Source organism: Arenibacter amylolyticus (assembly GCF_002150785.1).
GTDB classification, from domain to species: Bacteria; Bacteroidota; Bacteroidia; order Flavobacteriales; family Flavobacteriaceae; genus Arenibacter; species Arenibacter amylolyticus.
This window is the reverse complement of sequence record NZ_MTAZ01000019.1, coordinates 22,449-41,933: the sequence shown is the minus strand read 5'-3', so window position 1 is coordinate 41,933 and position 19,485 is coordinate 22,449. Positions and strand designations below refer to the sequence as shown.

At 40.3% G+C, this 19,485-nt stretch carries 20 protein-coding genes; 8 read left to right on the top strand and 12 right to left on the bottom strand.

Annotated features, from left to right (window positions below; all coding sequences use genetic code 11):
* Positions 1–27: 27 nt before the first annotated feature.
* Positions 28–1,107: a hypothetical protein gene (locus BV214_RS08960; RefSeq protein WP_086477167.1), complete on the bottom strand. Its 1,080-nt coding sequence runs from the start codon at positions 1,105–1,107 to the stop codon at positions 28–30.
* A gap of 742 nt (positions 1,108–1,849) precedes the next feature.
* On the opposite strand from BV214_RS08960, the gene BV214_RS08955 reads away from it, so the two are divergent.
* The 3 genes from BV214_RS08955 to uvrB all read left to right on the top strand — a co-directional run bounded on the left by BV214_RS08955 (position 1,850) and on the right by uvrB (position 5,741).
* The gene (locus BV214_RS08955; RefSeq protein WP_086477166.1) at positions 1,850–2,758 is read left to right on the top strand and encodes an ABC transporter ATP-binding protein; all 909 of its coding nucleotides are present in this window, start codon (positions 1,850–1,852) and stop codon (positions 2,756–2,758) included.
* Positions 2,759–2,771: 13 nt separating this feature from the next.
* The gene (locus BV214_RS08950) at positions 2,772–3,605 is read left to right on the top strand and encodes an ABC transporter permease (protein ID WP_086477165.1); all 834 of its coding nucleotides are present in this window, start codon (positions 2,772–2,774) and stop codon (positions 3,603–3,605) included.
* A 147-nt stretch (positions 3,606–3,752) separates the two neighbouring features.
* Positions 3,753–5,741 carry an excinuclease ABC subunit UvrB gene (gene uvrB / locus BV214_RS08945; protein ID WP_086477164.1) on the top strand — a complete coding sequence of 663 codons (1,989 nt, stop codon included), beginning with the start codon at positions 3,753–3,755 and terminating at the stop codon, positions 5,739–5,741.
* A gap of 134 nt (positions 5,742–5,875) precedes the next feature.
* On the opposite strand, the gene BV214_RS08940 is transcribed toward uvrB, so the two are convergent.
* The 4 genes from BV214_RS08940 to BV214_RS08925 all read right to left on the bottom strand — a co-directional run bounded on the left by BV214_RS08940 (position 5,876) and on the right by BV214_RS08925 (position 8,997).
* Positions 5,876–6,247 carry a DUF2200 domain-containing protein gene (locus tag BV214_RS08940; RefSeq protein ID WP_086477163.1) on the bottom strand — a complete coding sequence of 124 codons (372 nt, stop codon included), beginning with the start codon at positions 6,245–6,247 and terminating at the stop codon, positions 5,876–5,878.
* A 28-nt stretch (positions 6,248–6,275) separates the two neighbouring features.
* Positions 6,276–6,713, bottom strand: a complete 438-nt coding sequence (locus tag BV214_RS08935) for an SRPBCC domain-containing protein (protein WP_086477162.1) — start codon at positions 6,711–6,713, stop codon at positions 6,276–6,278.
* 127 nt (positions 6,714–6,840) lie between these two features.
* Entirely contained in the window at positions 6,841–7,749 is a 909-nt protein-coding gene (locus tag BV214_RS08930) for an SDR family oxidoreductase (RefSeq protein ID WP_217868680.1), read from the bottom strand.
* Between the two features lie 351 nt (positions 7,750–8,100).
* Positions 8,101–8,997, bottom strand: a complete 897-nt coding sequence (locus BV214_RS08925) for a restriction endonuclease (protein ID WP_086477161.1) — start codon at positions 8,995–8,997, stop codon at positions 8,101–8,103.
* Positions 8,998–9,380: 383 nt separating this feature from the next.
* On the opposite strand from BV214_RS08925, the gene BV214_RS08920 reads away from it, so the two are divergent.
* Positions 9,381–9,683, top strand: a complete 303-nt coding sequence (locus tag BV214_RS08920) for a monooxygenase (RefSeq protein ID WP_086477160.1) — start codon at positions 9,381–9,383, stop codon at positions 9,681–9,683.
* Positions 9,684–9,835: 152 nt separating this feature from the next.
* On the opposite strand, the gene BV214_RS08915 is transcribed toward BV214_RS08920, so the two are convergent.
* Both BV214_RS08915 and BV214_RS08910 read right to left on the bottom strand, forming a co-directional pair.
* Positions 9,836–10,264, bottom strand: a complete 429-nt coding sequence (locus BV214_RS08915) for a DoxX family protein (protein WP_086477159.1) — start codon at positions 10,262–10,264, stop codon at positions 9,836–9,838.
* Between the two features lie 45 nt (positions 10,265–10,309).
* Positions 10,310–11,233: a ClpXP adapter SpxH family protein gene (locus BV214_RS08910; RefSeq protein ID WP_086477158.1), complete on the bottom strand. Its 924-nt coding sequence runs from the start codon at positions 11,231–11,233 to the stop codon at positions 10,310–10,312.
* 301 nt (positions 11,234–11,534) lie between these two features.
* Here BV214_RS08910 and BV214_RS08905 point away from each other — a divergent pair, with 301 nt between their 5' ends.
* Positions 11,535–11,903 (top strand): winged helix-turn-helix transcriptional regulator, encoded by a 369-nt coding sequence (locus BV214_RS08905; protein ID WP_086477157.1) that lies wholly within the window; start codon positions 11,535–11,537, stop codon positions 11,901–11,903.
* A gap of 165 nt (positions 11,904–12,068) precedes the next feature.
* Here the strand turns inward: BV214_RS08905 and BV214_RS08900 are convergent, their stop codons facing one another.
* Positions 12,069–12,494 carry an Hsp20/alpha crystallin family protein gene (locus BV214_RS08900; protein ID WP_086477156.1) on the bottom strand — a complete coding sequence of 142 codons (426 nt, stop codon included), beginning with the start codon at positions 12,492–12,494 and terminating at the stop codon, positions 12,069–12,071.
* A 433-nt stretch (positions 12,495–12,927) separates the two neighbouring features.
* Between BV214_RS08900 and BV214_RS08895 the strand changes: the two genes are divergently transcribed.
* Entirely contained in the window at positions 12,928–13,311 is a 384-nt protein-coding gene (locus BV214_RS08895) for a DUF1456 family protein (protein ID WP_086477155.1), read from the top strand.
* 35 nt (positions 13,312–13,346) lie between these two features.
* On the opposite strand, the gene BV214_RS08890 is transcribed toward BV214_RS08895, so the two are convergent.
* The 3 genes from BV214_RS08890 to BV214_RS08880 all read right to left on the bottom strand — a co-directional run bounded on the left by BV214_RS08890 (position 13,347) and on the right by BV214_RS08880 (position 15,886).
* On the bottom strand, positions 13,347–13,685 hold the full coding sequence (locus BV214_RS08890) for a hypothetical protein (RefSeq protein ID WP_086477154.1): 339 nt from the start codon (positions 13,683–13,685) through the stop codon (positions 13,347–13,349).
* 188 nt (positions 13,686–13,873) lie between these two features.
* Positions 13,874–15,067 carry an ADP-forming succinate--CoA ligase subunit beta gene (gene sucC, locus BV214_RS08885; protein ID WP_086477153.1) on the bottom strand — a complete coding sequence of 398 codons (1,194 nt, stop codon included), beginning with the start codon at positions 15,065–15,067 and terminating at the stop codon, positions 13,874–13,876.
* A gap of 180 nt (positions 15,068–15,247) precedes the next feature.
* Positions 15,248–15,886, bottom strand: coding sequence for an LON peptidase substrate-binding domain-containing protein (locus tag BV214_RS08880; RefSeq protein ID WP_086477152.1), 639 nt, complete (start codon positions 15,884–15,886; stop codon positions 15,248–15,250).
* 165 nt (positions 15,887–16,051) lie between these two features.
* Between BV214_RS08880 and lysA the strand changes: the two genes are divergently transcribed.
* A complete protein-coding gene (gene lysA, locus BV214_RS08875) occupies positions 16,052–17,293 on the top strand; it encodes a diaminopimelate decarboxylase (protein WP_086477151.1) in 1,242 nt (413 codons plus the stop codon).
* 64 nt (positions 17,294–17,357) lie between these two features.
* On the top strand, positions 17,358–17,885 hold the full coding sequence (locus BV214_RS08870) for a thioredoxin family protein (RefSeq protein WP_086477150.1): 528 nt from the start codon (positions 17,358–17,360) through the stop codon (positions 17,883–17,885).
* 79 nt (positions 17,886–17,964) lie between these two features.
* Here the strand turns inward: BV214_RS08870 and guaB are convergent, their stop codons facing one another.
* Positions 17,965–19,437 (bottom strand): IMP dehydrogenase, encoded by a 1,473-nt coding sequence (gene guaB / locus BV214_RS08865; RefSeq protein WP_086477149.1) that lies wholly within the window; start codon positions 19,435–19,437, stop codon positions 17,965–17,967.
* Positions 19,438–19,485 lie beyond the last annotated feature (48 nt).

Below are 19,485 nucleotides of genomic sequence, written 5' to 3'. Positions count from 1 at the left end.
TCCTTCATAAAAAATAAACAAACGTCCTTATAGTTTTATTTTATTCTCCAAAATTTGCTTCATACTTACATCCTCGTAATTCCTTTTAACAAAATCTAAGGCCAAGGACAGCACCTCTCCCATAGACTTACAGTTTTTAAAGGCAATATCGCCAGTAAGTTCGTGGATATGTTGGGACAAGGCTTCAATATTTTCTGGATTGGAGATTTTGTCAGACTTGCTAATGGCGATGAGTCGCTTAATCCTGTTACCCGAACTCAAAATTCGCTTCGCAACAATAGAGCGCTCCTCAATTTTGTATTGATCCACAGAATTTCGCTGTAGCTTGTCTTTTACCAACATCACCATTGAATAGTTTTCCTTAAAAAACTGCGGACGGTACACCTTCAACTTACCCTCATAGCATTGCTGGTCAAAATCAATTGCCCGTATCTTGTAGACTACATGGTCAAAATCGTGCGTAGGCACAATGACATAGTTATACGAACGCATATCCCCTAGGAGTCGGATCATACAACGTTCATTGAACTTTACAAACTCTTTTGCCAACTGGGATTTTTCCGATTCCGTACACTTGGGTAAAAATTCCTTGATAAAGACATCTCCCGGAATTCCGGAAATATGCTCTTCAATTAAGGTGTCTTTATACACCAAAAAGTTTAGGTTATAGGGAGATAACATATGCTCTAGCTCCAGGCCATAAATTCTGGATGCATCGGTTTTTTTCACGTAAAAATAGGTGTAGTTATCGTTCAGCACGTTCCTTACCTTGATCCTAAAGGGTTTGGTATTCCCAAAAGTACAATAGTCTACCGCATCCACATTAAGGAAGGGAAAGATACTATCACTACCGTCGGAGTGAAGAATGGAATACACTTTCTTTAGACTACTGTCTATTTCCTTCCTATCGAACTCATTGTAATAGACCCTCACCCAAAGCGTATCCTCATCATTGGCGTCGTAAACCACTACAGAGCCCGCAAACCTAAGCAGATCATCATAGAAAATAGGAATTTCGGTTTTCCTACTATAATGCGCTAAGTATGCGTCCAGTTTATCATTGACCGGGAACGGCGGCTTTTTCTTAGACATCAATTTTTCGGACATAGGTGTTAATTTAATAAAGTATTTAAAAGTTTATACTGAGTTGGTTTATGTGATTTTATCCAATATACATATCCTAGCACGCAATAAAAATTTAAAAATCATAAAAACGGGATATCCAACCTTGCTTTTTTGGCCTTTAAATTGCTCATTGACCACCATTTTTCTTTTTAACAGAAAGTTAATCGCCTAAATCCAACTCCTTAAATTCTTAGGGAAATTACACAAATCCTGTCATGCGTTATCCCATAGCACCTAAAATTAGTCGACTCCTTTATTAGTGGTCTAAAAAAATGATTTCCTCCCTCTAATGCTGATATAACAAGGCATCCAATTACTATAAAATTGGCTGAAGCTCGGTAAATTCTTGGGATAAAAACTGTTTCCAAGCACGATTATAAAGCTAAAATAGTGCCAAAACCATTTCCTGCAACAGGAAAAGCAGACTTTACAACATTTCCTACAAGTTTTCACTGTGTCTTGTTAGATTTGAGGTTGACCAGCCTACATCCAAAGCTACTTAAAGATTGTTTAGATGAATTTAAAAAAGGTATTATTACACCTAGTTAACTATCCCTGAACACCTTATATCAACCCAGCTTTTTTACTATTCTACGCGAACGGTAATAATATTAGCTAGATAAGGATTAAAACCGTCGATAGGATTCGATTAGATTCCTTAAAATTGTAACAAAACCATCAGTTGCTCGTCAAGTAGGTACGAACAACTCCAAAAACAACCAACTTGGAAACAATTTTAACTGTTAACAACCTAACCAAAAAATTTGGTTTCCTTACCGCCGTTAAAGACCTCTCCTTCACTATAGAAAAGGGGAATGTCTACGGTATTCTAGGCCCTAACGGAAGTGGGAAGTCTACCACCCTGGGCATTGTATTGAACGTAGTAAACCGCAGTGCAGGCAGCTTCTCTTGGTTTAACGGCAGTCTTTCTACGCATGAAGCCTTAAAGAAGGTGGGCGCTATTATAGAACGCCCCAATTTTTATCCGTATATGACGGCCGTTCAAAACTTGAAACTGGTCTGTAAAATAAAAGAAGTATCGCCCGATAAGATAGCGGAGAAATTAGAATTAGTAGGACTATTGGATCGGAAAGACAGTAAGTTCCGTACCTACTCCTTGGGGATGAAGCAACGCTTGGCCATTGCCTCTGCCCTACTAAACGATCCTGAAATTCTTATTCTGGATGAACCAACTAACGGATTAGATCCGCAGGGAATTCATCAAATTCGAGAGATTATAAAGAAAATTGCCTCCCAAGGTACCACCATATTACTGGCCTCCCATTTGTTGGATGAAGTTGAAAAAGTTTGCAGCCACGTAGTCATTCTAAGAAAAGGGGAGAAACTATATTCGGGACCTGTAGAAGACATGCTTGCCAGTCACGGATTTTTCGAATTACAAACTGAACACACCGATGCCTTACTCGACTTTTTAGAGAAACAGGCCATTTTTGGTGCCGTAAAGCAAGAAAATGGCGTGATTAAAGTAATCTTAAAGGAAGAAATGGATGCAAAAACCTTGAATGAGCAGTTGTTTGCAAAGGGAATAGTACTCTCCCATTTAGTGAAACGAAAAGAGAGCTTGGAAGAACAATTCCTCACCCTTACCAACAACATTCAAAAACCAGCTTAACCCTACTTTAATTATGTTGCGACTTTTACAAATAGAGTTAATAAAACTATGGAACAACCGAGCCAGTAAAGTACTGATCATCTCCTACTTCACCCTCTTGTTATGTATGGCACTGATAGCGGCTATAAAATTTGATATTGGCCCCATACAATTCCATATGGCCGAGCAGGGGATTTTTAACTTTCCCTATATATGGCACTTAAACACCTGGATTGCTGGTGGATTAAAGCTATTTTTTGCCATCGTTATTGTTTCCATGATGGCCAATGAATACAGCAATAAAACCATAAAGCAAAATTTAATAGACGGACTTAGCAAGAAAGAATTTATTGCCTCCAAGTTTCTTACGGTATTTACGTTCTCCCTAATATCTACCTTATTCGTATTTCTGATCTCCCTGACACTGGGGCTTATTTACTCCGATTTCACCGAACTCTCCATCGTATTTTCCGAATTAGAATACCTATTGGCCTATTTCGTAAAACTTTTGGGATTCTTTTCTTTCTGTCTTTTTTTAGGCATCCTAGTAAAGCGATCGGCTTTTGCCTTGGGATTCTTGATTGTCTGGTATGCCATAGAGAATTTAGCCCTCCGTTTTCTGGTATGGTGGTTTGCCGGGCAGGAAGCTTCAGCCACATTTATGAAGTACCTCCCGCTGGAATCCATGTCTAACCTAATTAAGGAACCTGTAACCCGCTTTAAGGCGGTACAGAGCATGGTGGCACAGGTAGGGGAAGAGCTTAATAAAAATTACAATGTCCATTTTTATGAACTACTGATAGTACTATTGTGGACAGCCATTTTCATCTACCTATCCTATGCCTTATTAAAAAAACGGGATTTATAGGGAATACACTCCTTAACTGCTTCTAAAGAGTACTATTTGAACAGTTACATCCTCTACGCCTGCGCAATTTTTAATCGCTGACCGGTACAATCTTAAATTCTACCTAAAGCGTCCATGGGATTGGGCGCCTTTTCGTATTTTTAAAAAATGAAATTTAAAGTTGTTTCGGAGTTTAAACCGACAGGAGATCAGCCTACAGCAATCAAGGAATTACAGGAAGGCTTGGAGTCCAATGTCCGGTATCAAACCCTATTGGGGGTTACCGGTTCTGGAAAGACCTTTACTGTTGCAAATGTGGTGGAAGCGGTACAGCGCCCAACCTTAGTACTTGCCCATAACAAAACCTTGGCGGCACAATTGTACTCGGAGTTCAAGCAATTTTTCCCAGAGAATGCTGTGGAGTATTTTGTTTCCTATTACGATTACTACCAGCCTGAAGCCTATATTCCCACTAGCGGGACCTATATAGAAAAAGATTTATCCATTAATGAGGATATAGAAAGATTACGGTTAAGTACTACCTCCTCCCTACTCTCGGGAAGACGGGACGTACTGGTAGTAGCCTCCGTTTCCTGTTTATATGGAATAGGGAATCCGGTGGAATTTAAAAAGAACGTGATCCACGTACAGCAAGATCAGGTAATTTCACGGACCAAACTTTTGCATCAGTTGGTACAGAGTCTTTATTCTAGGACTACTGCCGATTTTAAGAATGGTAATTTTAGGGTAAAGGGCGATGTGGTGGATATATTTCCCAGTTACGCCGACCATGCTTTTAGGATTCATTTCTTTGGGGACGAGATTGAAGAAATAGAAGCCTTTGATCCTTTAAAGAACAAGATACTAGAAAAGTATGATCAATTGACCATCTACCCTGCCAATATGTTTGTTACCTCCCCGGATGTACTACAGAATGCCATTCACCAGATTCAAGAGGATATGGTGAAGCAGGTGGATTATTTTAAGGAAATTGGTAAGCCCCTTGAGGCCAAACGACTGGAGGAACGCACCAATTTTGATTTGGAGATGATTCGTGAACTGGGGTATTGCTCCGGCATTGAGAACTACTCCCGCTATTTGGACGGCCGGTTACCAGGGACCCGTCCCTTCTGCTTGTTGGATTATTTCCCGGACGATTATTTAATGGTGGTGGATGAAAGCCACGTAACCATTCCACAGGTACACGCCATGTATGGGGGCGACCGATCCCGGAAAGAAAATTTAGTGGATTACGGATTTAGGCTCCCTGCTGCCATGGACAACCGCCCCTTGAAATTTGAAGAGTTTGAAGCACTTCAAAATCAGGTGATCTATGTAAGTGCCACCCCTGCAGATTATGAGTTGGAATTAAGTCAGGGTGTATATGTAGAACAGGTAATACGCCCTACTGGATTGTTGGATCCTATTATTGAAGTGCGCCCTAGTTTAAACCAGATTGATGACCTTATTGAGGAGATCCAAGTCCGCGTAGAAAAGGACGAGCGGACCTTAGTAACGACCTTGACCAAACGGATGGCCGAGGAACTAGCAAAATACCTGACCAGAATAAATGTACGGTGTAGGTATATACACAGTGATGTAGATACCTTGGAGCGGGTAGAAATAATGCAGGACCTACGTAAGGGGATCTTTGATGTCCTTATTGGTGTAAACCTATTGAGAGAGGGACTGGATCTACCGGAAGTATCTTTGGTAGCTATCTTGGACGCTGACAAGGAAGGTTTTTTACGAAGTGCCCGATCCCTGACCCAAACCGTGGGAAGAGCGGCAAGACACTTAGATGGCAAGGCTATTATGTATGCGGACAAGATTACCAAAAGCATGCAACAGACCATAGACGAGACCAACTACCGCAGGGAAAAACAGACCAATTACAATACGAAGCACAACATCACTCCTACTGCTTTGAATAAAAGTTTGGACAGTGTACTCGCGAAAAATTCGGTCTCTACCTATCACTTTGAAAAGGAGGAAATAAGAGCTGCGGAACCTGATATGATGTATCTAACCCCTCCTCAAAAGGAAAAGATGATCAAGGAAAAGCGCAAGGCGATGGAAAAAGCTGCTAAGGAGCTGGACTTTATGCAGGCTGCTAAATTGCGGGACGAGATTAAAGCCTTGCAAGAACAGGAGTAATTAATTCCTTATACCTTTAAATCCATAAGGGGGATTATTTATTTATATATTGATTGAAGGGAAAAGCGTGGAGCCGCAAAAAAATCAGGTCGATTCTTTTGCGGCTCCCTGCTACCTACGTTTTATGATTGCATTTATGCGGTCTCCGTTCGTAGAATTTTTTCCATTTTCCGTCCTCTGGCCAGTTCATCTACCAACTTATCCAAATAGCGCACCTGTTTTGTTAGTGAATTATCGATTTCCTCGATACGATACCCACAGATCACCCCTTTAATAAGATGGGCGTTGGGGTTTAGCGCTGCCTTATCAAAAAATTCTTTAAAATTGAGTTTCCCGTCGATTGCTTCCTGGATTTTAGCCTCATCATAACCGGTGAGCCAAGTAATTACCTGATGTAATTCTTCCTTAGTCCTATCTTTTTTCTCCACTTTGGTTACATAATGTGGGTAAACCGAGGCAAAAGTCATTTTTGCAATACGCTCATTGTGTTCTGGGGTAACTTTCATTTACTATAATATTTAATGTTTTATGTAACTAATTTTTCAAAAAATCATAGGCTCCCTTACGGAGGGATATACCATACTCCAAATAGGCTTTCATACAGGCAAGAAAATTTGCCCAACCTCCCGTATTATCTATGAGCCATTCCATGTTCTTTTCGTTAAGCTCCTTTCCGTTCTCGGACACACGAACCACCGTGCTATGGTCTGGTTGCGGCTCCAACACAATTTTCACCACAGTAGCTGGATCCCAGACAAAGGATACAGAACTATTGGGTTTTACCTCGATATCACTTAGGGGAAAGGTCTCATCGAACTCGGGGAACTTCCAAACTATTTCCTCTTCAGAATCTAAGCGACCACTACTTTCAGAGATGAAGTATTGGGTCATTTGTGCTGGGTTCACAATACTCTCAAAAACTTCTTCTACCGGCTTCTGAATTTGAATGAATGCTTTAGATATAAGTTTCATGTGTATCTATTTTAAATTATAATTCGTTGGCTGCTATTTCCCTAAAAGTAAAGATTCTTTGTTTACCGATGAAACATGGCGGACTTCCCTAAAATTTAATGCTCGAATATGGCTTGGAGCTAGTTACTCACCCCTTAACTCCCCCACCCCTGGTCGCAAATTCCTTTACCGAGCATAGTTGTAGCTTAAATTTATCTAGGGTGGTTTTCATATCAATTTCGCTTCCGCTCACCACGCCCAAGGTTAAGGCTGCAATAGATTCGGCCAAGGGGTCTTGGGCCCCCTCCTTTTGTGCTCTAAGGGCTTGTTCCGGCACAAATTGAAGCTCAAACTTCTTCTTTTTAGTTTCCTCAAATATGGTTACCACCTCTAGCGGACTCAATGCCTTAGGACCTCCAAGCAAAATTGACTTATTATGCGCGGCTGCATTATCTAGGGATGCTACTGCAAAAGAGGCGACATCCTTTAAAGAAATCCAGGAAATCTTTTTCTTGCCTTCCCCAAATATGGTGGCTTTGGCATTGGCCGCATCAAAACCTACCAGCGGACTTAACCATACCTCCATAAAATAGGTGGGTTGTAAAATAGTATAATTTAGACCACTATTTTCTAGCTGCCTCTCCACCCTTCGCTTGGCATTTTGCAATGGAAATTGCCCTGGCATTTCACTAAAAGAAACATAGATAAACCGTTCTACACTCACATCAGCGGCTGCCTTAATAAGGTTTATTTGTCCGTCCTCATCCACAGTTTTAATGGTATCCCCTTCTTTTCTGGAATGCGTGGAGGAAACCGTAGAAATGACGGCATTAACCCCTTGTAAAGCACTATCTAAGGAATCCCTATCCTTTAGATCGCCCTTCACTGTTATCACCCCCATTTTCTCTAAGTGAGTTACCTTGCTAGCATCTGAAGTATCACGCACCAATCCTTTTACCTTCCTGTTCGCTGCGATTAATTGACGGCAGATTTCACTTCCCAAGAAGCCAGTAGCTCCTGCAACCAGTACCACTAACGACTTATCTGTGCTGTTCATATTATTGGATTTAAAGATTCTAGACCAGTATGCTGCCTAAAGTGCTACTCAAAAAAAAACATCCCTTTGAGTATAACAAACAGTAACACTACACCACAAGGACTTGGTGGGTTAACTTCCTTTTGGGCTTGGCATATCCATATCTGACTACCAACTGTTCATCGCCGCTATTACATTTGAAGGAACTTAATTCCCACAATACTTAAAGTTACTAAAAAAATGCGGTTTTTTAAACCCGTTTAAATCCAAACTAATAAACTACTATTCAAATATTTAGGACAGTTTAAAAATCAATAAAAACAAGTGAAAAGAACCTATAGACCTACAGTTGTAGCTTTTCGTGGAAATCATTTATTCTCCCTCAAAAAAGTCATTATCCAATTCTTTTACCTCATATACTGTTTTCACTTGCACCCCGACATTGTATTGATGCATTAGGTCTACTAATTTAGGTCCGTCAATTAGAATTATAGTATGATGGGCTTCTCTTGCTTTCTGAATGGCAGAATTGTCAAAGGTTGAAGTTGTTATAAAAACTCCTTTACTCGTATCCCCACTCATTGCCCCTATGAAATTACGAATATCTTTTTCACGCACTTTGTTTTCATTATATCGCTTCGCTTGAGTATAAATTTTTTCGAGTCCGAGTTTGTCTTCATTTATAATACCATCAATACCTCCATCACCAGACTTTGATGTTTCAATAAAATCTCCATAACCCATTCTTTTTAAAAGAATAAGAATTACTTTTTCAAAGTAATAAGGATCAATTTCTTTCAGTTTTTCTAATAGCTCAGTTTTAACCTCAGTTTCAATTGTAGAGAACCCAGAATCTATTAGATCTTGAGGCGATGCATTGTCTACATTTACTGAATCAATTTCAACTTCTTCGTCTTTTTTACTTTGTACAGATTTTCTATGCTTAACAAAATCCTTATCATTTTGAAGTTGCCTTAGCGACAAACTACCTGTCTCCAAAATTTGCTTACCCTTCTCCGTAATTTGGACCAGTCCCCTTTTCGGATATGAAACAAACTTCCCCATTTTGAGGTATGATTTTCCCCATGAAATCCTATCTAGTAATACATTGGATCCTGAACTGGTTTTTTTGTTTAACAGTTTGTCTGATAAATCCGAATAATATTTGTCACGTACACGAATTGACAACTCTCTACTTTTAATGGATTCTTCATAATTTAAAATTTCTAATATCGGCATGAAAGTTTCATGATATTTAGGTAGTTCCATTTATCCTTAATTTGCTCTAATTATACACAATCACCTCATTAGTCTACCAAGAATATTATTATTCTATCTTGTAGGAGTTTATTGTAAAAATCTAATATAATCCTTTTAAGTTAAGACCTAAAATGCGGTTTATTTTTCCCGTTAATAATTTCTAAACACCGCTTCCTTTAATTCAAAATTAAAAACACAAAATACATCTGCCCCTTCTAGAGCTGACTGCAAAACAATACCAATCCTACCACAACTAACTTTTATCTTTCCCTAGACCTCATTTATTCGTATCTTATGGTTTCCTGCAGGAAATTGGTTTCTTGGAGGAAAGCTATAGCTTGTTTGTTCTTCCCCTTCTGGAACTTTGTCAACTAATTAAAAAATGTACGATTATGGCCGTCATCATGTATGTAGATTTTCCACATAAGGAAGTGTGGGGAAAAGAAATGGCAATTCAAATGAACGATCTTGCCCAAAGTATTACCAAGGAACCCGGTTTTGTTTGGAAATTCTGGACCGAAAATCAAAAAGAAAATATGGCAGGAGGCGTCTATATGTTCGACACTCGAGAAAATGCCGAGAACTATCTAAAAATGCACACCGAACGCTTAAAGAAATTTGGGTATTCTGATATTAAAGGAGGGGTGTTCGAAATAAACGAAGCGCTTTCCAAACTATGCAAGGCACCGCTCTAAACAGCTAGTCGAGCGTCTTAAACTTAACAATTCTGTTCTGTAATTAAGTACAGATACGGAATATAAAGAGGGGCTGCAGCCCCTCTTTAATACTTTGTTCCCCTATTAATCAATAGCTTCAGCGATAAAAGCTAGTAAAAATTAGTAGTGCCCTACTCCTCTTTAATTTTAGCGTACACCAAATTATCCAGTGAAATTTTACCGGCACCTAATAGGCCTATAACCACATAAACCGTTGCGTAGAAGAGGGGCAGTTCCTGCCTCCCAAATCCATCAGTGGCATGGACTATAAACGCAGCTACTAACATAGTGATGAGTAATGGTAGGGTGGCAAAGCGAGTTCCCAAGCCCAGAATTAGGAGCAAGGAACAGAACACTTCGGAAAAAACGGTAAGCGCTAGGGACACCGTTGCTCCTAACCCAATGGGATCTGGAAACTGAATGGGGTCACTACCAAATAAGGCGGATAATTTCCCCATACCATGGGTCAACATGAACACCCCTGCGGCCAGACGGAGCAATAATATTGCATAACTTATCGTATTGGAGGTCTCCCCGGGATTAAAGATTTTTTTGATCATTGGTGATTTATTTAAAATTTATAGGTTGATGGTGGATAGTACATATTATTGTAAAATCCAGATGGCCCCGTTTTTTGTGTTCCATTTATCTAACTTTCCACTATCTGAAAGCGCATTCAACATTTCCTCACTTTCTATTCTTGGCGCACCGGATAGCACGGAATACTCTTTTGCTGTTAGTGTGGGATATTTAGAGAATAGTGTTTCCCAGTTTTTACTGTATTCACTTTTTGAAATATTCGGATTCAGTTTAAGAATGGCCGCTTCGTAAAGGGCGTAGGGTTTTGATCCATATACCAATTCTTTATTTCCAGCATCATCCAAAAAGTAGATAGTAGGGAATCCTCTTACCCCATAATCCCTTGCCACTTTTAAATCCTCTTCAAACAAGGATTTGGCCTTGCCTTCAAAATCGACTTTTAATTGGGTCACATCCAGTCCTACGCTAGTTGCGGCAGTAGCCATGTGCTCCCATTTAGCAAGATTCTTTTTCTTTAGGAACATCATTTCCCTCATCTCCCTCATAAATAGCACGGCCTTCTCTTCATCCTGTAATTGCGCTGCCTTAAAAGCAATGGAAGGTGGGTAGGACGAGTTTAAGGGGTCTTCTAACCACAGATCCCCATCTATGGGCATATCGTAATAAACACTCACCTCATCCCAGTGTGAAGCAACATCGGAGGGCTTACTGATACCTCCACTATTGTAACTCCAATTTGGTAATAAGCCACCCATTCTGTATTCAATCTCTAACTGATTTCCATATTCCAATTTCAGTTTTCTCAATTGGGGCTCAATCCCCCAACAAGAAGAACAAATTGGATCGGTAAAATAAACCAACTTAATTTTTTTATTGGTAGCGGCAGGGGTTGAATCGGAAGCCTCTTGAACTTCATTAGTCGTTACCTCACACATTCCCGTTTCTATATCGCATAAAAGCGGATTATTTTTTGATGTTTCGTTACTCATATCTTTTGATTTTTCCCAATAAAGCGGTAAAACCCTAATGGATGATTCGTTTAATAATTTTAAGGATTGATTTTAACTGATATTTTTAATCGACATTGTATTCCTTTTCTTGTCAGTAGGGCCCTTTGTGACTACAGTTGAATTTCCCTCCTCATTGGATACACTCCTTTTTCATTTTTAATCACAGGCAAAGATACGGGGAATAAGCTGTATATTTGATACGCATTTCCTTTTGGGAAGTAGTTTCCTATAGGGAACTACCCTTGGTAGTAGCACCTTCATATTTAACACAAAAAAAACTATGAGAAAGAAAGCAGTCATAAACAACTCCCCGGTTTGTCAGGTTAGAATGCAGGCCATTAGCGACACCATGAGTATTTTATCTGGCAAGTGGAAGTTCCATATACTGGGCACCCTCATAGAGGGCGATAAGTTAGGCTTCATGGATTTACTACGCGAGGTGAAGGGCATTGGCACCAAAATGCTCTCCAAGGAACTCCAGGACCTGGAAATGAACCAGTTGGTGAGTCGCACCGTCATGAACACCAAGCCCATCACGGTAGAATATTCTATCACCAAGTATGGTAAAACCCTGTCGCCCTTAATAGACGAAATGGCAAAATGGGGAATTGAGTATAGGCAATCTATGATTGATGCCGAACGCGACTAAGGCATTAAAACGCTTCTGAGTTCTATTGCAAAAACCTAATTGCATCTCACGGAAAACTTGAGGCTGCTATAACAATGGAAGGCGCCTTAATAATATAAAGCGCCTTCCTTCACTAACCAACCAAACTATGAAAATTACCCTGTAGCCAGGGACTTCTTCCTATCTTTAAGAGATGGTAATTGCCCTTTTAGGTTTCGGCATGGCCTCCTCCTTTTTAGGCAGTTCAAACTTTAAAATTCCGTCTTCGTACTTAGCATCAATCTTGTCCGGATTTACACTTTCGGGCAAGCTAAACACACGCCTAAAGGAATTATAAGAGAACTCCCTTCTGGTGTAACTATCCTCTTCCTTACTGTCTTCAGTTTTCACTTCCGAGGAAATAGTAAGTACGTCATTATCGATCTCAATATTGAAATCTTCTTTATTTCTACCAGGAATGGCCATTTCTAACTCAAACCCAGTTTCAGTTTCTTTTACGTTTACGGCTGGCATTGAATCTCTTACACTATCCATACCGCCAAACCAATCTTGTCTTAAAAATTCATTCATTAAAGACGGAAAAACGATGTTATTTCTTTTTACTATACTCATAATTATCAATTTTTTTTGTTCAACTTTCTTTTGTTCATAAGGTGAAATGCAAAACGCATACCAGTACTAAATTCATGACGTTTTGACCGATTTGACGCGGCTTAAGGTGTCATTTCGTCATCTTTATGCGTTATTACCCGCTATTTCTTGGCAAAAAGGATCCAACCCACCTCCAAATCCACCTACCCTTGTTCTATGAGCCACTCCAGAATCAAACGGCTTACCCTCCCCATATTTCATTTATAAAACAACTTACCTAACCTCCTATTTTTCGTTAACGCAAACCTCCCTCTCTCGCAAGCAATTAATTTAATAGGGCCGGTAAGGGGTTTAAATTTCAAATGCCCCATATAAACCGATTTAGCCGCCGTAAAAAAGGGAGTAGATAGTCATTGGGTTTAAATTTTGTAATATCTTGCCAAAAAATAATAGTATGACCAATAACGATATTCTAAAAAAGTTACGGGTAGCCCTAAAACTTCGAAATGACGAGATTGTAGATATTTTACAACTGGTAGATTTTAAAATATCCAAAAGCGAACTGGGCGCTTTCTTCAGAAAGGAAGACCACCCCAACTATGTAGAATGTGGCGATCAAATTCTGCGGAATTTTCTAAACGGATTGGTCATTCACTACAGGGGCACCAAGGACAACCCCAAGGACACTGAAATTAGCTTACCCAAACCGGCAAAATCAACATCGGCAAAGCCCAAAACTCAAAAAGCCTCAGCGCCAGCTTCATTTAAGGGCAAGTACAAGAAGAAGCCTACTCCGGACATCAGCCCGGTTAAATACAAGAACAAAAAAAAGTCCTGAGTGTTATTCAGGACTTTTTCTAACAACTTACCGCATTAACTCTTGACCTCGACGGGAATCTTATAGGTTTCCCCAATCTCCAATTCGGTGCATTTTACCTTTTCGTAATTCAGCCTACTTTTTATATAGGCATCTAACGCCTCTTCATTGGTCATTACTGAGAGTACTACAATTTCTTTTTCGGTATTCACCGTAAAGTAAACCACAGCGCTCATGTCCTCTTCCATTAGACTTAGAGGCACATTACGGGTTAAAAGCTCGTTAATCTGTTGGGTTAACCCCTTGGGAGACTCCTCCTCCAAACCACTATTGGCAAAGACACTCCCTACAGAAAATAGCATTACAGCTACAAGAATTAAATTTAGTTTTTTCATGATGCTCGTTTTTTAGATTGATGAACTAATAAATAATGTATTGATGAGATACACCTAAAAGACGGGCAACTTTAAACATTGTTACGCTCATATCCATTTTTAACAAGCTTTTAACATTGGAAGCAGAAAACAAAAAAAAGGCAGCTCCCATCGGTAACTGCCTTTTAACTATCAAAAATAATATATTCTTAGGCCAAAACCTCTTTTACCTTATCGGCAGCCTCTTGGAACTGAACAGCAGCGTGAACGGCCAATCCAGAGTTATCCAAGATTTCCTTCGCCAATTCGGCATTGGTCCCTTGCAATCTAACAATAATTGGAACTTTAATGGCATCGCCCATATTCTTATAAGCATCTACCACTCCTTGCGCTACTCTATCGCAACGTACAATTCCTCCAAAAATATTAATAAGGATACATTTAACGGCCGGATCCTTAAGGATGATCCTAAAGGCTTCTTCAACCCTTTTAGCATCTGCAGTACCACCAACGTCCAAGAAGTTGGCAGGCTCACCACCAGCCATTTTAATCAAGTCCATGGTAGCCATCGCCAAACCGGCTCCGTTCACCATACATCCCACGTTTCCGTCCAAGTCCACGTAGTTAAGTCCAACAGCCCTTGCCTCTACCTCGATTGGATTCTCCTCGCGAAGATCCCTCATTTCGGCATATTGCTTTCTTCTATATAACGCATTGTCATCTATAGAAACCTTAGCATCCACAGCCATGATCTTATCGTCCGACGTTTTAAGCACTGGGTTAATCTCGAACATACTTGCATCACTTTCTATATACGCTTTGTACAAGTTGGATACAAACTTGGTCATTTCCTTAAATGCCGTTCCAGACAACCCTAGGTTGAAAGCTATCTTTCTAGCTTGGAAAGGAAGCAATCCGGTTGCCGGATCAATTTCCTCCGTAAAAATAAGGTGTGGAGTCTTTTCTGCCACTTCCTCTATATCCATCCCACCTTCGGTGGAATACATTACCATGTTTCTTCCTGTACCTCTATTGAGCAAAACGGACATATAGAATTCACTCGTTTCACTATCCCCTGGATAGTAAACATCTTCTGCCACTAAAACCTTATGTACCTTTTTTCCTTCGGCCGAAGTTTGTGGAGTTATCAGGTTCATTCCAATAATGTTCCCTGCAATCTCCTCGACCTCGCGTAAGTTCTTGGCCAGTTTTACACCGCCACCTTTACCGCGACCTCCAGCATGGACCTGAGCCTTTATTACATGCCATCCGGTCCCTGTCTCCTGCGTTAACTGCTTGGCGGCCTCTACTGCCTCCTTAGCATTATGTGCAACTACTCCGCGTTGGATACGCACTCCAAAGCTTGCTAAAATCTCTTTTCCCTGATATTCGTGAAGGTTCATAAATTATAGGTATCTATTTGTTACGTTGCAAAAATAGGAAACCCAATGGATTTACCCTAATTAAATAAAATAGAAAGCTAAAACCTTATCACACAGGACGAAATAAGCTACATCTCCCCATAAAAGGAGGTGGTTTTTAGAAATGGCCACTAGCCCATCAGCATTTTTTTGGCGTCCGAATTATAATTTAAAGTTTTTGAAGTCTAACGGATCAAAACTTTTAAAATGCCCGTTCATCCCAATCATTTCCTTTGCCCTATCTACCTGCTCCAAAACTTGGATTATGTTGAGCAAATGGTGTTTTAGCAAAAGAAGCTGCTCACTCTCATACGCCATCTGCAATAAAAGATATTCCTGAGAAAGGGACAATCCTACTTTGTGAACCCAAACATGGAGGTCTAGTTGCTGGGTGTCATGCACCAATACAGAAGCCCCCATAGATTGATACAAGCTCACCACCAGCTGCAATACCTCTCCAATAAGTGCTACCTCCCCATCTTTATGGTAGTCTAGATAAGAAACTTCACCCCCTGCATATTTCTTGGAGGCCATGTTATTTTGAAAAGATAGGATCTTAAAAACTCGTTGAGCCTTGCAGACAATATCCATTTCCCCATTGGGATAGGTTTTACTGATGCCCTCTAGCCGCATTTCGGTCCCAAATGCAATCTTCCCATCTATATAGGCCGGCACCCCAAAAACCCCGCTACCTATACTAATATCCCCGATCAACGCTTTATAACGATCTTCAAAAATATGTAGGTGAACCGTTTCTCCTGGAAAAAATACCGCCTGTAAAGGAAACATTGGTAACCACATAGTCTAATATGTTTAAACCCTAACATCAGCAACAGCTAGCCACGAAAGCAATCAAGCTGCTTTTTTTTGTTGCAAATACAACATTGTGTTACATATTTCTAATAATCCTTTTTATTTTTGCTATCAAACAATAAGTAGTATAGATTTGTATAAAATTCAGATAAAATGCAACGAACTGATCTATTAAAGATAGCAAAAACATTTGGTGATCCGGTGTATGTTTATGATTCGGAAAAAATTATTTCCCAATACCACCGTTTGACGAATGCATTTAAGGGTGTAAAGAAGTTACAACTTAATTATGCGGCCAAGGCTCTTTCCAATATTACCATTTTAAGGTTAATGAACAGTTTGGGCAGTGGTCTAGACACCGTATCTATACAAGAGGTACAACTAGGCTTGTTGGCTGGGTTTAAACCCAACGACATTATTTACACCCCCAATGGCGTGTCTTTAGAAGAGATTGAAGAAGCCGCTAAGCTAGGGGTACGTATCAATATTGACAATTTATCTATCTTAGAACAGTTCGGTAGTAAGCACCCAAATATTCCCGTTTGTATTAGGATAAATCCACACGTTATGGCTGGGGGCAACTCTAACATATCCGTTGGGCATATCGACTCTAAATTCGGGATCAGCATTCATCAAATTCCGCATTTGCTACGCATTGTAGAGCTGACCAAAATGAACGTGAATGGGATTCACATGCACACAGGAAGCGATATATTGGATATAGACGTATTTTTATACGCTTCTGAGATCTTGTTTGAAACCGCAAAAAACTTTAAGAATCTAGATTTTATAGATTTTGGAAGCGGTTTTAAAGTACCTTATAAGAAAGGGGATATAGAAACCAATATTGAGGAGTTGGGCACCAAATTAACGAATCGCTTTAATTCCTTCTGCAAGGAATATGGTAAGGAGCTTACCTTGGCCTTTGAGCCAGGAAAATTTTTGGTGAGCGAGGCGGGTGTTTTCTTAGCCAAGGTAAATGTGGTTAAACAAACCACCTCTACGGTGTTTGCCAGTGTAGATTCTGGCTTCAACCACTTAATAAGACCCATGCTTTATGGTGCTACCCACTTTATAGAGAATATCTCCAATCCGGACGGACGGGAACGTTATTATTCTGTAGTGGGTTATATATGTGAGACCGATACCTTTGCTAGCAATAAGAGAATTAAGGAAATTGCAGAAGGTGATATACTTTGCTTTAGAAATGCGGGTGCCTATTGTTTTACCATGGCCAGCAACTACAATTCTCGTTACAGACCAGCAGAAGTGCTTTGGCACAATGGCGAAGCTATCCTAATTAGGGAAAGGGAAACGTTTGAAGATTTGGTACGCAACCAGATAGACGCAAAAGATCTATTTAGCCCCGCAAAAGAAAAAGCGGTTGCAAAATAAATCGGTCCAAATAGCGTTAGGTTTTCAATGCTAATGCGACCAAGCACAAAAATTTAGAATCCCCATGGTTAGAAAATCTCTATTCACGCTACTGACCTCTTTAGGTTTTGCGTTGATGTCTTTTAATAGTACGGCACAGACCGTGGAATGGTTAAGCTGGGAAGAAGCCATAGAATTGGCAGGTACCGATAAGAATCCCAAGAAGATTTTTGTGGACGTCTACACCGACTGGTGCGGATGGTGCAAAAAGATGGATAAGGACACTTTTCAAAACCCTCAAGTAGCTGCCTATATGTCTAAGACCTATTATATGGTAAAACTGGATGGAGAAGGGAAAGAACCCATAGAATATAAAGGACAGACGTTTAAGTATGTTCCCTCTGGGAGAAGTGGATACCACGAATTGGCCGCTGCCTTAATGCAAGGGAAATTGAGCTATCCTACGACTATTTTTTTAGATGAGCAGGCAAATATGCTATCCCCAGTACCTGGATACCAGAAACCTGAACCATTTTTGAAGATTGCCAAATATTTTGGGGAGGACATTCACAAGGAAAAAGATTGGCAGACCTACGTCAGCGAAAGCAAATAATATAATTTTAGGAATTATAGGACATAAAAAAAAGACCCAAAGTTGGGTCTTTTTTTTATGCTCTATACGTACATTTCCCCTACCTACTGTAGTTGGGAGATTCTTTGGTAATGGTTACATCGTGTGGGTGACTTTCATTGATACCACTAGAAGTAATTTTCACAAAACGTCCGCTCTCCTGCAGAGTTGCTACATCTTTAGCACCACAATATCCCATTCCGGCACGTAGTCCTCCAATAAATTGATGGATACTCTCGTAAAGATCACCTTTATACGGAACGCGACCTACAATTCCTTCGGGCACCAACTTTTTAATATCATCTTCCACATCTTGGAAATAACGGTCCTTACTCCCTTGCTTCATGGCTTCTACGGACCCCATTCCTCTATAGGTCTTGTACTTACGACCTTCGTAAATAATAGTCTCTCCTGGAGATTCTTTGGTTCCTGCCAACAAAGAGCCCAGCATTACGGAATCGGCACCTGCAGCAATAGCCTTGGGTATATCTCCTGTATATCGAATTCCACCATCGGCAATAACAGGAACTCCACTTCCTTTAATGGCCGCTGCTACTTCCATAACAGCAGAGAACTGTGGAAAACCTACTCCGGCTACCACTCTAGTAGTACAAATAGATCCAGGACCTATTCCCACCTTCACGGCATCGGCACCAGCTTCCACCAAATATTTTGCTGCTTCCGCAGTGGCAATATTCCCCACCACCACATCCAGGTCCGGGAATTTACTTTTAACCATATTCAATATCTGCACCACCCCTTTGGTATGTCCATGGGCGGTATCTATAATAACAGCATCTACCCCTGCATTAACCAAGGCTTCTGCCCTTTCAATGGCATCGGAAGTTACTCCCAATGCAGCTGCTACACGCAATCTTCCATATTGATCCTTGTTGGCGATGGGCTTCTGGGTTAATTTAGTAATATCCCTAAAAGTGATTAACCCCACCAACACATTGTTTTTATCAACAACGGGAAGTTTTTCTATCTTGTGTCTTTGCAGAATATCCTCGGCCTGTTCTAGGGAAGTCCCTTCGGCTACGGTAACCAGGTTCTTATGGGTCATAACCTCCTCAATGGGTCGGCTATTATTTTTTTCGAAACGCAAATCCCTATTGGTGACTATCCCGATTAGCTTTCCTTCATCGTCTACGATTGGGATACCGCCAATGCTATAATCCTTCATATAGGCTTTAGCATCACCTACTTTGGATTTTAACGGAAGGGTAATGGGATCTAAGATCATTCCGCTTTCTGCACGTTTAACACGTCGCACCTTTTCGGCCTGATCCTTTATGGTCATGTTTTTATGCAACACCCCAATTCCTCCCTCACGGGCCATAGCGATGGCCATGCGAGATTCCGTTACTGTATCCATAGCAGCGGATACAATGGGAACGTTTATTGTAATATTTCTTGTAAATTTTGTTTGGATGTTGACTTCCCGTGGGAGAACCTCGGAAAATGCCGGTACTAAGAGTACATCATCGTAAGTTAGACCTTCGCCAACAATTTTTTGTAGGTGCGCTTTCATAGCAATTAAAGATTAATTGCGTGCAAATATACTACATTCAGAAATAAA